The following is a 16,114-nucleotide window of genomic DNA, read 5'->3' on the forward strand; positions in this document are numbered from 1 at the left end:
AAAACAGACGGGGCTACTTGCCCCCTTTGTTATTGCTGTTTACCTTAAAGCGGTGACTGACTCTTTAGACTTTTCGCCTTTTTCTGAAAATTTTCCAGAAGAACCGGCCTATCTTACGCGTCTCAACCCTGAACAAAAAGAGGTTGTAGAAACTACAGAAGGGCCGGTTCTCGTACTGGCTGGGGCTGGCACGGGGAAAACCGCTGCTTTAACGGCGCGATTAGCGCATCTTATCGACCGTTTGAAAGCGTGGCCTTCCCAGATATTGGCGGTGACTTTTACGAATAAAGCTGCCAGTGAAATGCGCCAACGGGTAGGCGAATTATTGGGCAATCATGCAGAAGCTATGCCTTGGCTGGGCACCTTTCACGCGATTGCTGCCAAAATGTTGCGACGACATGCTGAATTAGTCGGACTCAATTCTAATTTCACTATTATTGATACCGATGACCAAATCCGTCTCCTAAAACAGCTCATTCAAGCCCAAGATATTGATGAAAAACAATGGCCAGCCAGACAACTGGCCGGTATTATTGATCGTTGGAAAAATCGTGGCCTCACCCCCGATAAAGTCTTTGGTAAAGAATCCGATAGCTTTGCTGATGGTCAGGGATGTCAGCTTTATAAAGCCTATCAACAGCGATTATTAAGCATCAACGCCTGTGATTTTGGTGATCTTTTGCTCCACATGTTGGTTATCTTCACCCAACATCAAGAGGTGTTGAGCGATTACCAAGAGCGTTTCCGCTATATTATGGTCGATGAATATCAGGATACTAATCAGGCACAATATTTATGGCTTCGCCTACTGGCACAAAAAAGACAAAATATCTGTTGCGTCGGTGATGATGATCAGTCGATCTATAGTTGGCGTGGTGCAGAAGTTGCCAATATTTTACGCTTTGAAGAGGATTTCACAGGGGCAAAAATCATCCGTCTTGAGCACAATTATCGCTCGACACCGCATATTTTGGCCGCTGCTTCTGGTTTAATTGCCCACAATAACAGCCGTCTAGGGAAAACCCTGTGGACAGAGCGTCCCCAAGGCGAAAAAGTAAAAGTAGTGGGCGTGTGGGATGGCCCAGAAGAAGCCAAAAGGCTGGTAGCCGATATTCAAAGCTTACGCCACAGCCAGACACCCCTTAATTCTATGGCTATTCTGATACGGGCCCAGTTCCAAACCCGTGAATTTGAAGATGTGTTTGTTGCGAAGAATATTCCCTATCGCATTATTGGCGGCTTCCGCTTTTATGAACGCGCAGAAATACGGGATGCTTTGGCCTATCTCCGTGTCATTGCACAACCGTCTGATGATCTGGCCTTTGAACGGATTATCAATGTGCCCCGTCGCGGTATCGGCAAAAAGGCAATGGAAAAGCTTTATTATCGCGCCTTCTCGGATCACATTCCTCTGACGGAAGCCGCCGAAAAGTTGGTATCCGAAAATGCCTTTGGTAGCATTGCAACACGCGCCTTGAGTCAGTTGTTGACTGATTTTAGCCAATGGCGCGAGGGCTTATCCATTATTGGTCATGCCGATATTACCCGAAAAATGCTGGATGAATCCGGTTATAAAGCGATGTTGAGGGCCGATGCCGATATTCAATCCGCAGGGCGGTTGGAAAATTTAGTCGAGCTGGCACGCGCTATGGAGGATTACGACGATCTTGGCAGTTTTCTAGAACATGTCAGCTTGGTGATGGAACATGAAACAGGGCCAATAGACGACAAAGTTACCTTGATGACGATGCATGCGGCCAAAGGGCTTGAATATGATCATGTCTTTCTGGCTGGCTGGGAAGAAGGCGTATTTCCTTCGCAGCGTTCTTTGGATGAAGGCGGCTTGCAAAGCTTGGAGGAAGAACGACGGCTTGCCTATGTCGGAATCACACGGGCTAAAAAATTCTGCACTATTTTTCATGCGGCTAATCGGCGGATATATGGTCAGTGGATGTCCTCGTCTCCTTCCCGTTTTATTACAGAACTACCTGAACAGCATATTTCGCAAAAATCCTTGTCAAATAAAAAAACGTCCCCTTCAAGCTGGCGCGATGTCTGGGCGGCAGACCGTCACAAAAATTCGCCGACATCAATCCCGCCTGTTTTTACCTCTCGTAAAAAAGATGAATCATCGCCTTGGCAATTAGCTAGCCATCGAGGCCCAGGATGGGCGCGGGCGCAAAAAGTCGCCCCTGCCCCGCTTTCTTCTCCCCGACCTATTCGGAAAGAAGCCACAGCCATTTATCATCGAGGCGATAAGGTTACCCATCCAAAATTTGGACAAGGTACGATTGAGAATATAGAAAGCGACAAACTTACTATTCGTTTCCATGATGAAGAAGCTGGTATCAGAAAGCTGTTAAACCGTTTTGTAACACCCGCTTAACCATTTTATAAAGCGCTCTTTTAAACAGCGACAGCATCCAGCAAACTGACTTTTGATAGTTTAGACATCGTCTGTAAATAGGTAGCAACTTCAAGAGGGTAATGGGCATTCTTTACAATAGAAAAACTGCGTAACTGTGCAAATAAATGAAAATCATCGGTTGATAACTGACCGTTTACCGCATTGGATTCCTTAATCATGGGCGCTAATTTTTCTAATAATAAATTAAGTTCTTCTACCAAACTTTCACTTTTCCCCAAACATTCATTGAATGGGCCTGTCAGTGCCTCTTTTTTACAAAGAAAATAAGCTCTTGCTCCTGTCGTCGCAAAATCTTTAAGCGGGGCACAGGCGACTCTTGGCATAATGAGCGGCGCAGAAAGCGGCATCACTTCTTTTAGCCAAGCAGCAATTTCAGGCGAGGTTGGCCCCACAACAATCGGTTGGTTTTGTTTATCAACATGGGCGACAATATCCATACTTTCGCCCATAAAATGACCCTCTTCTTCTAAAATAGGAAGTGTTTTTTTCCCAACCATCCGGATAGGATCAGCTTCATTATCATTAAGCAAGATAACTTTTTCGAAAGCTATGTTTTTCAATCCGAAAATCATGCGGGCTTTGACACAAAAAGGGCAATGCTCATATACATATAACTTGGGCGTCATCAAAATACCCTTTCTTATAATCATCTTTGACTATTTACGAATAGGAAACCTATAGGTTTCAATCATAGAGAAAATACCGGACAGAGAAATAAGGGTTACATCCAATTACAACCCAAGCGCATACGCTTCTTTTGTTTCACTTTTTATTTTAAGTTTTTTGAAATAAAAATATCTAAAATACAAAAAATATTTCAAAATTATTTTGAATAATAATAGTATTTTTAGTCAAAATTCTTAAAAAATTATAAATTATTATTAATATTATCTATTAAATCATAATAATTATATCCATCATTATTATGATTATATTTTAATCGCATATAATTTAGCTTGGATTTTCAAGTGTAAATAGATCAGCTTCTTCATCATAGGCAAAGTATTCTGCATAGCGAGCCATGCTCGTCACTGCTTTTACCGTATCATTAGCGGCTTCTTCGGACATATGATCCTGTAACTCATCCCGAAAACGTTGCGCAGCGGCTTTATGACTTGGTCTTTCATCTAATACACAACGGATATGGGCAGCAAGCGGCACATAAGCTGCCAATTGTTGAGAAAAGAGATGTTTGCGATCGTCAACTTCGCTTTCAACAAAACGCTGTCCTAAGGGCGTTAAGCGAATATCGCCACCTTCCATTTCAGCAAATCGTAAAAGTTGTAACGTTTCTGCAACAGGAAAAAGATCATCAATTTCAAGCCGCAGATTGGCGGCAAGCGGTGGAAGATCGGCTTTACCATTATAGGGTTCTGCCGCAACGGTCTCTATAAGACCGGCCAGTTCATTGACTGAAACTTTGGGAAGGACAATCGCAATACCATTACCCAAAAACGGTTCAGAAGGCACAGGTGTGATTGTCCCCGTCTTGACCGTCATTCTAGCGTAAATATCTTCTACAATTTCGCGGAAAGCCGGATCAAGTCGGTTACGGGGTTGTGGTAATTCAACATGAATTTCACCGATAACATGACCGGGGTTAGAGCCAAAAATAAGAATATGGTCGCACATCAGCACGGCATCTTCGATATTATGCGTGACCATCAGGATAGATTCTATCGGCATCCGTCCTTCTGACCATAGATCGAGTAAGTCCGTACGCAGCGTTTCTGATGTCAAAACATCCAGAGCTGAAAAAGGCTCATCCATCAAAAGAAGTTTCGGATGAATGACCAGCGCCCTTGCCAAGCCGACCCGTTGACGCATACCGCCCGATAATTCCTTAGGATAGGCACTTTCATATCCATCAAGGCCAATAAGATCGATTGCAGCCAAAGCTTTCTGCCGTCGTTCTGCTGGCTTTACCCCACGGGCTTCAAGCCCTAATTCAACATTTTCGAGAACGGTTAACCATGGGAAAAGCGCAAAGCTTTGAAAAACAACCGCCACTTCGGAAGAAGTGCCCGAAATCAATCTTCCCTGAAAGGTAATGGTACCCTGACTAGGTTGAATAAGACCGGCAATAGCCCGTAACAAGGTTGATTTACCCGATCCCGAACGCCCTAACAAACCGACAATTTCGCCGGTATGGAGATCCATATTTACATTATCGAGTACGACTAGTGACCCAGAGGCCCCATTATCATAAGTCTGGCATACACCTTGTACAGAAACCAAAGGCGGATTCTTGACGGAGACAAGATCATCCATAGATAACTCTCCAAACAATAAAGTCAGTTAAGACGCACGCGACGTTCTGCAAAAACATAGAGCGGTCGCCAAAGAATACGGTTAAATAAAGTCACGAAAAAGGCCATCACGATAATACCCAGTACAACACGCCTGAAATCACCGGCAGTCGTCGCATTGGCAATATAAGCGCCTAGTCCGAAAGCTTCGAGTTTCGTACTACCCCAGCTGGCTACTTCAGCGACAATGCTGGCATTCCATGATCCACCGGTAGCGGTAAGCGCACCGGTAATATAATAAGGAAAAATACCCGGCAGCATCACTCGCCGCCACCATGTCCAAGATCGGATTTGATAAATTGTCGCGGCCTCTTGCAAGTCAGTGGGAAAATTTGCAGCCCCTGCAATCACGTTAAATAAAATATACCACTGCGTTCCCAGCACCATTAAAGGCGATAGCCAAATATTGGGATTGGCACCGGTTGCAACAATCGCAATTACCACAAAAGGAAAAAGCACATTGGCGGGGAAAGCGGCCAAAAATTGGGCAAGAGGTTGAATGCGTTGGGATAAACTGGGGCGTAATCCAACCCATACCCCAATAGGCACCCAAATCAGACTGGCAATAGCGATCAAAACAATAACCCGCAGTAAGGTTACAAAACCACCACTGAAGGCTATCCAAACATCATACCATGAAAGCGTCTGGCGAAGATAATCGAAAGCAATCCAACTCCCCCAAATGACTCCAGAGAAAACTAGGGCAAGCCAAAGATAATCGATAATCTTGGTCGTATGACTGGATTGAGAAGCGTTTATCTGCTGCTTGGCAGAATAAAAACGAATAAGCATCAGACGCTGCCCTAACCAGCAAAAAGGCATAGTCAGGCGTTTCATGAGACGCGTATGACGAATAATGTCATACACCCATGATTGGGGTTTTTGGCTACTGGCGGTTTGTTCTACACGGAATTTATCTGCCCATGCTATAATAGGCCGGAATAATAACTGATTATATAAGACGATAATAATGGCCATCACGGCGACAGCATAGCCGATAGCTGTAAAATTCTTCTCATCAATCGCGAGCGCTAAATAAGACCCGATACCCGGCAAGCGTATATCGGTATTGCCAACGGTAATAGCCTCGGACGCTACCACAAAAAACCATCCGCCTGACATCGACATCATCGTATTCCAGATAAGCCCTGGTGCAGCAAAAGGCGCTTCCAGTCGCCAAAAACGCTGCCATGCCGAAAGCTTGAAACTACGGCTTACTTCATCAAGATCATTAGGAATACTAGTCAGCGATTGATAAAAAGAAAAAGTCATATTCCAGACTTGGCTTGTAAAAATCGCAAAAATCGAAGCGCATTCTGCTCCTAGAAGGCGTCCTGGAAAAAGCGCCATAAAAAAGGTTACCGTAAAGGTAAGAAAACCCAACACCGGAACCGATTGTAGAATGTCAAGCGCGGGAATAATAACCAATCCAGCACGGCGGCTTTTGGCGGCAAGGGTTGCCACGAGAAAGGTAAAAACAAGAGAGGCTATAATACCTGCAAACATCCGCAAAGTGGTGCGCAGGGCATATTCAGGCAAGTGATTAAAATTGAGTGAAATCGGGGTAGTTGATAAGGTTGCAAGGGAACCACGCATATCAACAGTGCCCTGAACAACAAGGGCAATCGCTATACCTAATAAGGCAAAGGCGACCAGATCATAGGCATTTGGTAGAATCCGACCCCGTGCAAGCGCGGCCACAGCGGTTTGCCCCGATCGGTCATGAGGAAAAAAAACCATAATGAACCTCACCGCAAAAAGGCAGAAAGAAATAGAGATTTTCTGCCACAATAAAATAACGCTATTATGACAAGGCGTACAATAATAAGCCTGTTAAAGAAAAATCTTAGAACTGTCTGCCCGTCTATTTTTGTTGTAGTTGATAGAAAGAAAGTCGTCTGCTTTAGATCACATAGAAAAAAAGTGTTTTCTTACTATGATAACCTTTAAGACGTAGTTTTTTACCAGACAGCCCGTCTGTAATAGATAGGTAAAATAAGATTGTGATAAAGCGACACAATATTTATACACATTGATGTAACCTCCCGGAAAATTCCATCGGGAGCCAGAAGGCGGGTTAAATAAAACCTATTAAAGATTTAATCAAACTCGTACGGCGGGCTGCGCCGAGAACCGTCCTGGTTGACTGAGTATATAGTTTCCGAGATAGAAAGTTGACCATCATCGAAAACAAAAAACAGCTATCCTTGACTGGCTTCAAAGTTAAATTATTTCAGAAGCTTTATTTTATCTGCTCTTTATCAACTGTAGTGTCAAGCAGTGAAGAAATATAACGTTACAATTTTAACATCCACTCTGGTCTAGAGATTAGGTATTTCTCTAGTAAGACGGTCATGCCCAACTGTGAGAACGTTGTACGCGGCCTTAATCGTAATTATGAAGCACATAACAAAGGCAGCAGATTTATTTTTTCAAAAATTTTCAAAGTATTTCTGGGATCAGCTGCATATTTCACTATGAATTTCATTTTAGTTTAACGAATTAAGTCTGCTACCCTCTTCCTAAAGGGGAATACTTTTCGATTATTATTAAAAATTTATTCCATAATTATATATTATATTTTAAAAAATTATTTCATTACTTTATTTTTCGATAAAATGTCAAAAAAATAATCTTTTTATTATTGAATTATTTGTATTTTTTCCGCATCCCAAGATGAATATGCAGTGTATGTTTTTTTCCATCCAAAGCTACGCGAACGTTTTTTCCTTCACATAAAAAGGGAGCGCCATCTAAAGTAGCCTCTAAAACTTTATCCCCCGAGGGTGAAGTATTGTCGATATAAATAGAATAACAGGTGGCCTCTACGTTTATTGTAGCCTCAAAATTCGACCATGTATCAGGAATACAAGGATCGATAATGATGAAGCTACCTGCGCGCTGAATACCTAAAATTTTTTCGACACCGGCACGGTACATCCATGCTGCAGAACCCGTATACCATGTCCATCCCCCGCGTCCTCTGTGAGGCGGATCGGAATAAACATCCGCGGCAACAACATAAGGTTCTACTTTATAAAGCGAGGTTTCTTCAGGCGTCCTTGTATGATTGATAGGATTGAGAAGGTGAAAAAGGTCTACTGCCTTTTCAGCTTCGCCCAACTGCGCAAAAGCCACCATAGCCCACATAGCCGCATGACTATATTGGCCTCCATTTTCACGAACTCCCGGCGGATACCCCTTAATATAGCCGGGATCATGAAATGTTTTATCAAAAGGCGGTGTGAATAAAAGAACTAAACCCTCTTCAGGATAAACAAGATGCTGTTCAAAGGACGCCATGGCCTGCATGGCACGGGAAGGATCAGCAGCCCCTGATAAAACAGCCCAAGACTGGGCAATAGAATCTATCTGGCATTCATCATTTTCCTTTGAGCCAAGCCATGCACCATCATCAAAGGTTGCACGACGATACCATTCACCATCCCAAGCTTCACGTTCGATAGCCGCCTTTATAGAAGCCGCTTGATCACGCCAATCTTTGGCCCTTATCGCGTCACGTTCATCTGCAAAAGGAACAAAAATATCAATAGTACGCAATAAGAACCATCCAAGCCAGACACTTTCCCCTCTACCCAGATCGCCCACCAAATTCATACCGTCGTTCCAATCTCCGGTACCGATAAGCGGGAGACCATGTTCGCCTATATGCCGAAGACATTGATCGATACCCCGGGCACAATGCTCAAAGAGTGAGGCCTTCTCATCAGACGCAGTTGCTCGGAAAAAAGCATCAAGCTCGCCATCGTTTAAACATCGTCCTTCTAAAAAAGGAATGACTTCATCTAATATCGCGATGTCACCAGACGTAGTAATATAAGTCGCCGTTGCAAAACCTAGCCAGACACGATCATCCGATATTCGTGTCCGTATGCCCTGGCCCGAATGGGGCAACCACCAATGTAGGACATCACCTTCGACAAATTGGCGTGCGGCTGCACGGAGAATATGGCGTCGGGTCTCCTCGGGAGCGGCAAAAGATAATGCCATGCCATCTTGTAACTGGTCACGAAAACCATAAGCACCACCGGCCTGATAAAAAGCGGAACGGGCTAAAAGACGGCAAGAAATTGTTTGATAGAGCAGCCATCCGTTTAGCATAATATCCATCGCACGATCAGGGGTCTTCACCTGAACAGCACCTAGTATTTTTTCCCAATGCTTTGTTACGGCCTGTAAGGCTCTATCGAGATCAGCTTCACGGTAACGGGCTATTAAAGCGTGAACTGTTTCAAGTGATTGACATTGCCCCATCAGCCAAACCACCTCAACCGATGCGCCGACCGCTAACTCAATAGGGGTGGTTAATGCCGCACAAGGGTCTAAACCAGCGCCTACTCTACCGGATAGCGGGCGCGGCTGGGTAAGCGCGGCTGGCGCCTTGGGATCACCATTACACCCTAAAAATTCTGTTCGATCTGCTGTCCAGCTTGTTTGTTTTCCACCAAGATCAGAAAAGGCAATTCGCCCCGGAAAGGTTGTACTCCACGGGTTACGAGCCAATAGAGCGGCTGTAACGCTATCCCTTTCTGTCACAATAAAGGGCGCAGATGCCCCGCGCGACATACCAAGCACCCATTCAGCATAGCTTGTCACAGACAATTTGCGCGGTTTATCTGAACAATTCCGAAGCGTTAAACGAGAAATCTTGATCGGATCATCAAGCGGTATAAACTGAAGCAGATCAAGGGCAATCCCATGTGATTCATGCTCAAAACGACTGTAGCCAAAACCATGGCGTACAATATATGGGCTTTCCTCGCGGATAGGGTTCGCTGTTGGGCTCCATAAATCGCCCGTTTCCTCATCCCGAATATAAATAGCTTCCGTAATAGGGTCTGTTACGGGATCATTTGACCATTGAGTAAGCTGATTCTCATGGCTATTCTCAGCCCAAGTATAACCGCTGCCTTCTGTTGAAACTTGGAATCCAAAATCAGGATGCGCGATTACATTAATCCAAGGCGCAGGCGGTACATGATTATTATCAATAACAGTCACATATTCACGGCCATCCTTATCAAAACCACCAAAGCCATTAAAAAATTCCAGATTAAATTTTTCTGCGGTCGATAAAGATATAGTGGACGGTGATGCCTGCTTAGGTTGCGGTATACGCGCAACAGGCGTGTGTTGTTTCAGTGATTCCAAATGGCCCAGTTGAAGAGAAAGCAAGCCATCCCGTGCATATAAAACAACACGCGCGACAGAAGGAAGTAAATCACGGGCTTTCTCATTTATAAGACTAGCCTGAAGGGGATAAATTTTACCTGACATAGGCGTATCACAGGGTGTTAGACGCGATAGGTGATTATCAACTATGATTTCTATCGCTTTTTGAAGATCATCCCCTTCGGAACCGCCTTGCTCATTAAGGATAACAAGATCAACATCAACGCATTTCATGCGCCAATATTCATAAGCCCTGAGTATCTGTTTAACGGGCGCCATATCGCTCATTTTATCGATATAAAACAAGACAATCGGTAGTTCGCCGGAAATAGCGTAAAGCCACAGATCAGATTGAGGCCCAGCTCCTTTTATAATCTTATCAGAAGAAGGGCGAAAATTAGAATTTGTATAAAGGACAGGTGCCCCAAGCCGCTGGAATTCGGCGGCCTCTTCTATGTTCACTTCTAATTGTTGAAGGCGAGTCTTTGCATTATTCCACGCTAAGCCTTTAGCCCGATTAAAGGCATTGCGATCGTGATACTTATCAATTAATCCCAAAAGCTCGGCATAGGTGGAGGCAACAACCGTCCAAACCGTAAGCTGTACCGTTTCGCCGGCTGGAACGATTATACGCTGTCTAAGGGCAAATATAGGATCAAGAACCGTACCGACCGTATTCGATAAAGGTTTATTATCTACAATAGCCGTTGCCTCGGCAAGCGAGTTACCCCGTCCCAGAAAACGGGCGCGGTCGGTTTCATATTGTAAGGTATCCCGAACACCGCCTTCGGCCACTACAAACTGGGCGACCCATAATCGCGGTTCTTCATGCGATCTTGGACGACGTCTAGCAATAAGAGCCCCATATTCAGGGATGCATTCCGTTTGGACAAACAACTTGGCAAAGGCGGGATGTGCCTTGTCGGCAGCGAGGGAAGCTAAGACAATTTCTGCATAAGAGGTAACTTCAATCTCTTTTTCCGAGCAATCTGTATTACGCAGACTTAAACGGCGCACCTCTCCATCATTTTCTTCTAAAACCACGACATCTATTGTCGCTGTTAAATTATCATGATGATGAACAAAACGGGCGCAATGTTCAGCAAAAAAAACTTCGCGATCTACGACATCATTATCTGCAGACAGATTACCAGAAGACCATAATTTCCCGCTTTGACAATCCTTTAAAAAAAGAAACGTGCCCCAATTGTCACGGGTCGCATCCTCTCTCCATCGTGTAATAGCGACATCTTGCCAGCGGCTATATCCAGCCCCAGAAGACGTTAACATCACCGAATAACATCCATTCGAAAGAAGATGGGTTATCGGCTTACTAATTTCTGGTGTAGAAAAATAGCGAACAGCGGCTGCTTCACGACCGACTGAGGTCGCACTTACCGAGGAGGAACCGCCCGTCATGGGTGGCACCAAGAATAAAGAATGCTTTGCAGGCGCATTGTCTTTATAAAATTACAGGAAATAAAGGCACACTCAGCCGTGCCTCTATCAATAAATTTGGCCTCTGCGACGACATGGAAGGCAGACATCAATTTTTCTCCCGCACGGGATAGCGCAGTAGCAAGGCTATTTATTATTCTAATCAACTAAGGGCCGATAAGAATAAGATGTCAAACTACCTCTATTTCAGAATAATTATACCACATTTAAAACCCTCCCCATAGGAGAGATCACACCCTTCATCATGATTAAACACAAAGATGCGATAATTATATCAAGATACCAATGGGAATTTGATTATTAGATACTAAGGGGGACAGGATATGCCCAATTATTAAGGAAATTTATCTAAATTTTTAAATTAGGCGTACGCGTATCAGACAGGTTAAATTTGAATGAAGCTGAAGACAACCGCCTTTACTCGTCTTTAGTGTCATCATCTCTGATTATTTAGGTCTAGTAAAGATTTGTAGATAACGAAAATACTAGAAAGAGATGGTACGGGTGGTCGGACTCGAACCGACACTCTATCGCTAGAAACGGATTTTGAATCCGTCGCGTCTACCAATTCCGCCACACCCGCGTGACTGGCTGAAGTATTCAGCTTGAATATCAACAGCTAAGGTCAAGCCGGATGCCACAAGCTGCTCACTACGTCCAGTCTCTATTTTCATTTTTTTAGGATTTTATGCCTAAAAAATGAAAAATATTAAAAATTGGGTCTTTTTACCAGCAAAAGGCTGGGCCAATCGCCCAAAACCACACGATCTGCCAGACGCATCCCTAAACGTTGATAAGCACGACAGACCGCTTTTTCCTGTTCTTTGACCAAACCCGCTAGAATCAAACATCCCCCTGAGGCAAGAGCAGGGACAAAGGAATCCGCTAATTCGATTAAAGGACCTGCCAGAATATTGGCTATCAGCAAATCATAAGGGGCACGCTGTTGTAAACGCCGATGAGCCAGACCGGCAGCGATAACCATTTCGACCTGACAACGTCCCCGCCCCATCGGTATGCTATTGATAACAGCATTTTCCTTGGCAACCTCAATGGCTACCGGATCAAGATCCGAGGCTATAACCTTCGCGGATTGCCAAAGATATCGCGACGCAAAAGCTAATAACCCTGTGCCTGTGCCAATATCAGCAATATTTGAAAAATGCTGTCCTTGGCGTTTTAATTTATCCAGCATCATAAGACAGCCCGTCGTCGTCTCATGGTGACCTGTCCCAAAAGCCCGACCCGCATCAATCGTAAAAGCTTTCAAGCCCTTTTCTGCGGGAATAATATTGGCCGGTGTGCATACCAAGAAACGGCCAGCACGAACGGGTTCTAGTCCAGACTGCGATAAAACGACCCAATCCTGTTCTTCGATATGTTCGATAACGGGTTGTAGGTGAGAAGCACTAGGCACCAAGTCACGCAGCATCGCTACAAGCGTACCATCAGGCTCACGGTCGAAATAAGCCTCTAAACGCCAATTTTCAGGAAGATTGGGATCCGGTTCGCTTACCATAATAACTGGAGGTTCATCCATCAGTATAAAACCCCCAATTTCACCTTCGGCCAAAGCCTGCGCTTCCTCGCGATTACAGGGTAAGATTAGTTTCCAACTTCCATTACAAGGCGCATTATAAGGAAATCCTGTTATCGTGTCGCCGTTACCCTGCTTTCTACTCGCCATAGCGTCCTATTCGTCCTTTTCCGTTTTTATTTTTATCTTTAAAACCGATCATCAGTTGCGCCATATTATCTATGGTTTAAAAGATAATTTTCGAGAGCTGATATATTTCTTCCGTCTAACCGGAGTATTTTCTTGTGGCGAGGCCGATTAATCCTTCTTCTTCTAAAACAGCATCGCCGGATTTCCAAAAATCGGCTACTTTGTTACACCGCATAACCGCGTTAGCAATTGCCTTTATTGCTTTTCCTGTTTTTACGCTATGGTTATTCTCGGTTGCAAGTAGCCCCGAAAATTATGCCTTTTTTCTGCATTATATGGTTCATGCAGCCGACAAGAACTCTTTTGCTTTTTCTGTGAATATTTTAAGCCGGATAATCGGGGTCGGGCTGACATGGTGTTTTTTTTATCATGTTATGGCCTCGATACGTTTTAATGCTCTTAAGGGAAGCCGTAATCCTTCGCTTAGAGAAAGCCACGGCTTCTATTCCGCTATGAGTATGATAGCGCTGCTTATAACATTTTTAGTGTGGGCTCTCATTTTATTAAGGTAATATTCGAGACATGATGAAAGACAGCCTCAGCCCGACACCCCCTATAGACAGGGATAAAAAAGCTGATTTTTATAAACAGCTAACAGCCTTGGCGAATGTCTTCTTATACAGTTGGTTAATTATCTCGTTTTTTCGGTTGCCGTCTTATGACTTTAACCTTGTGCGGCGGTGGCTTGGCCAAGCTATCGTGGCCATACCCATAGTGCTCTTGGTGTTTTCTACGTATGGTTATGCCCGATTTTTTGTCGATACGCTTTTTCCTTCGCCTTCTTATCGTAAAATAAGAAATAGTCTTCAGCTTATCCTCTATTTTTATATGATAATCGTAGGGAGTTTTGCTATTTTTTCTGTTTTGAAAATTGCTTTTCATTCAGGCATAAGCTGATTTCCATTTTCCGTTTTCTTTATAACTAAATCGCTTTTAAGACGGTCTGCCACGGCCTTGCAGCTGGGCGTCTGGTCAGGAGAAATTAACCGATGTCAATTCTTGCTAGTGCGGCGACGAAAGTTATTACGCAAGGCATCACTGGCCAGCAAGGCAGCCACCACACGGCACAATCACTGGCTTACGGAACAAAAATGGTGGGCGGTGTCACGCCGGGTAAGGGGGGACAAACCCATCTTGATCTTCCTATTTTTAATACTGTTTCCGAGGCAAGGGCAAAAACGGGCGCGGATGCGTCCATGATATTCGTTCCCCCCGCTTTTGCCGGGGATGCCATCTTAGAAGCGATTGATGCTGAAATTCCGTTAATTGTAACGGTAACAGAAGGCATTCCGGTTCTGGATATGGTACGGGTGAAACGGGCTTTAACCGGTTCTAAATCACGGTTAATCGGCCCGAATAGTCCAGGATTGCTGACGCCGGAAGGCGCACGGATCGGTATTATGCCGGGGGCTATTTTCAAAAAAGGTTCGGTGGGCATCGTCAGCCGTTCCGGCACCCTCACTTATGAAGCCGTTTTCCAAACCAGCCAATTGGGGTTAGGGCAATCAACGGCCGTAGGTATTGGGGGGGATCCGGTTAATGGAACCGATTTTATCGATGTGCTGGATATGTTTTTAGCGGATGATGAAACGGAATCTATTATCATGATCGGGGAAATCGGTGGCACGGATGAAGAGAACGCGGCAGAATTTTTAAAAGAGCAAGCCCGTAAAGGCCGTAAAAAACCAGTCGCCGGTTTCATTGCGGGCGTTTCAGCGCCACCGGGGCGTCATATGGGTCATGCGGGGGCTATTGTTTCCGGTAGTTCGGGGAATGCCGCGACAAAAATAGAAGCCATGCGGAAAGCGGGTATCGCCATGACACCCGACCCGTCAAAAATTGGTCAGACACTCTATAATCTGATTAAAGATTAATATCCCTTATCAGATATACAATGAAAAAAGAGGCGTGTATTTTTACATGCCTTTTTTCATTCTGTATTCTTCATTCACCCTCGCATTATCAATAAATAAGATAAACAAAAGGCTTGCAACATTCCCTATAGAAAACCCGATGTCTTCGGCCACATTGTGAATATTATAGGTTTATTCAGGCATTATAGATAATAAATCATATTTTATTTATTGTAAGATTTTTATAAAATTTTCTTATGTTTCTGGTAAGAAAAAAAATTACCTAAAATTAAAAATTTTAAATCTGTAGAGCCTTATATTAATAAGGCACTAATACATCTTTTAATTTATTGAAATAAATTGACGAATTCTTTACTACTTTCAATATCCAATATTATAAACAAAAGAAACGATATGGCTGATAAATACGGATTTAACGATATGATGGGGGGGGGGATTATCAATCCCGAAAATCATTCATACCATTTGGATCGGAGATGAGAGTAAATGCCCTACTCATTTCATCAACAGTTGGGTTGATAAAAATCCAGATTGGCAAGTTAAGGTCTGGGGTAACGATATTTTAGCTAATCATAATTGGTATAACATCCAACACATCAAAACGTTGTTAGAATGGGGCCGTTTGGATGGCGTTAGCGATTTGATGCGTTATGAAATCCTTTTTATTGAAGGCGGCTTCTATGTGGATGCAGATTGTTATTGTATCCGCCCCTTAGAAGACTGGCTTTTTGATAGCGATATTTGTCTTGGTTGGGAACATGAACAAATGCGCCCTGGCCTTATTGGCAATCATGTTATGGGGGCGGCCCCAGAACAAGAATTTATGGCTAAACTTATCGAAAGAATTCACGCCAGAGAATCTATTGTGGATGGTTGGCCTTGCCATATAACTGGCCCTAAACTCGTTACGGAAATCCACAAAGAAAACCCTCAATATGGCTATACTTTATGGCCTAGCCATTATTTTACCCCGATTCACAATACCGGTGCCCGCTATAGCGGAAAAGGGCATGTCTTTGCTGATCATGTATGGGGAACGACCAAGGGGCAACCTAATCGTGTCTGCGAAATAGCTCTAGAAGAATAACGACACAAAGAAAAGAGTCCCTATCCGCGCAAGCTTAAA

At 44.0% G+C, this 16,114-nt stretch carries 10 protein-coding genes and 1 tRNA gene; 5 read left to right on the top strand and 6 right to left on the bottom strand.

Going from position 1 to position 16,114, the window contains the following annotated elements:
* Positions 1–52: 52 nt before the first annotated feature.
* Positions 53–2,386: an ATP-dependent helicase gene (locus tag ZYMOP_RS03300; RefSeq protein WP_013933943.1), complete on the top strand. Its 2,334-nt coding sequence runs from the start codon at positions 53–55 to the stop codon at positions 2,384–2,386.
* A 20-nt stretch (positions 2,387–2,406) separates the two neighbouring features.
* Here ZYMOP_RS03300 and ZYMOP_RS03305 read toward each other — a convergent pair whose 3' ends face one another.
* The 6 genes from ZYMOP_RS03305 to ZYMOP_RS03330 all read right to left on the bottom strand — a co-directional run bounded on the left by ZYMOP_RS03305 (position 2,407) and on the right by ZYMOP_RS03330 (position 13,075).
* Positions 2,407–3,054 (bottom strand): GrxB family glutaredoxin, encoded by a 648-nt coding sequence (locus tag ZYMOP_RS03305; protein WP_013933944.1) that lies wholly within the window; start codon positions 3,052–3,054, stop codon positions 2,407–2,409.
* Positions 3,055–3,379: 325 nt separating this feature from the next.
* Positions 3,380–4,699 carry an ABC transporter ATP-binding protein gene (locus ZYMOP_RS03310; RefSeq protein WP_013933945.1) on the bottom strand — a complete coding sequence of 440 codons (1,320 nt, stop codon included), beginning with the start codon at positions 4,697–4,699 and terminating at the stop codon, positions 3,380–3,382.
* A gap of 23 nt (positions 4,700–4,722) precedes the next feature.
* The gene (locus tag ZYMOP_RS03315; protein WP_013933946.1) at positions 4,723–6,477 is read right to left on the bottom strand and encodes an ABC transporter permease; all 1,755 of its coding nucleotides are present in this window, start codon (positions 6,475–6,477) and stop codon (positions 4,723–4,725) included.
* Positions 6,478–7,386: 909 nt separating this feature from the next.
* A complete protein-coding gene (locus ZYMOP_RS03320) occupies positions 7,387–11,349 on the bottom strand; it encodes a GH36-type glycosyl hydrolase domain-containing protein (RefSeq protein WP_013933947.1) in 3,963 nt (1,320 codons plus the stop codon).
* A 535-nt stretch (positions 11,350–11,884) separates the two neighbouring features.
* Positions 11,885–11,971 (bottom strand) — tRNA-Leu (locus ZYMOP_RS03325).
* A 126-nt stretch (positions 11,972–12,097) separates the two neighbouring features.
* Positions 12,098–13,075, bottom strand: a complete 978-nt coding sequence (locus ZYMOP_RS03330; protein ID WP_013933948.1) for a 50S ribosomal protein L11 methyltransferase — start codon at positions 13,073–13,075, stop codon at positions 12,098–12,100.
* 134 nt (positions 13,076–13,209) lie between these two features.
* Between ZYMOP_RS03330 and ZYMOP_RS03335 the strand changes: the two genes are divergently transcribed.
* From ZYMOP_RS03335 to ZYMOP_RS03350, 4 genes are all read left to right on the top strand, one after another.
* A complete protein-coding gene (locus ZYMOP_RS03335) occupies positions 13,210–13,626 on the top strand; it encodes a succinate dehydrogenase, cytochrome b556 subunit (RefSeq protein WP_013933949.1) in 417 nt (138 codons plus the stop codon).
* A 10-nt stretch (positions 13,627–13,636) separates the two neighbouring features.
* Positions 13,637–14,011, top strand: a complete 375-nt coding sequence (locus ZYMOP_RS03340) for a succinate dehydrogenase/fumarate reductase transmembrane subunit (RefSeq protein WP_158498490.1) — start codon at positions 13,637–13,639, stop codon at positions 14,009–14,011.
* A 92-nt stretch (positions 14,012–14,103) separates the two neighbouring features.
* The gene (gene sucD, locus ZYMOP_RS03345) at positions 14,104–14,988 is read left to right on the top strand and encodes a succinate--CoA ligase subunit alpha (RefSeq protein ID WP_013933951.1); all 885 of its coding nucleotides are present in this window, start codon (positions 14,104–14,106) and stop codon (positions 14,986–14,988) included.
* A gap of 559 nt (positions 14,989–15,547) precedes the next feature.
* Complete coding sequence (locus ZYMOP_RS03350; protein ID WP_252507451.1) at positions 15,548–16,075, top strand: glycosyltransferase; 528 nt, start codon at positions 15,548–15,550, stop codon at positions 16,073–16,075.
* Positions 16,076–16,114: the final 39 nt, after the last annotated feature.

This window comes from Zymomonas mobilis subsp. pomaceae ATCC 29192 (assembly GCF_000218875.1).
GTDB classification, from domain to species: Bacteria; Pseudomonadota; Alphaproteobacteria; order Sphingomonadales; family Sphingomonadaceae; genus Zymomonas; species Zymomonas pomaceae.

Excerpts from the sequence above, each read along its gene's own strand:
- ZYMOP_RS03310 (WP_013933945.1), bottom strand. The coding sequence starts at position 4,699 with ATGGATGATCTTGTCTCCGTCAAGAATCCGCCTTTGGTTTCTGTACAA.
- sucD (WP_013933951.1), top strand. The coding sequence starts at position 14,104 with ATGTCAATTCTTGCTAGTGCGGCGACGAAAGTTATTACGCAAGGCATC.
- ZYMOP_RS03315 (WP_013933946.1), bottom strand. The coding sequence starts at position 6,477 with ATGGTTTTTTTTCCTCATGACCGATCGGGGCAAACCGCTGTGGCCGCG.
- ZYMOP_RS03320 (WP_013933947.1), bottom strand. The coding sequence starts at position 11,349 with ATGACGGGCGGTTCCTCCTCGGTAAGTGCGACCTCAGTCGGTCGTGAA.
- ZYMOP_RS03305 (WP_013933944.1), bottom strand. The coding sequence starts at position 3,054 with ATGACGCCCAAGTTATATGTATATGAGCATTGCCCTTTTTGTGTCAAA.
- ZYMOP_RS03340 (WP_158498490.1), top strand. The coding sequence starts at position 13,637 with ATGATGAAAGACAGCCTCAGCCCGACACCCCCTATAGACAGGGATAAA.
- ZYMOP_RS03330 (WP_013933948.1), bottom strand. The coding sequence starts at position 13,075 with ATGGCGAGTAGAAAGCAGGGTAACGGCGACACGATAACAGGATTTCCT.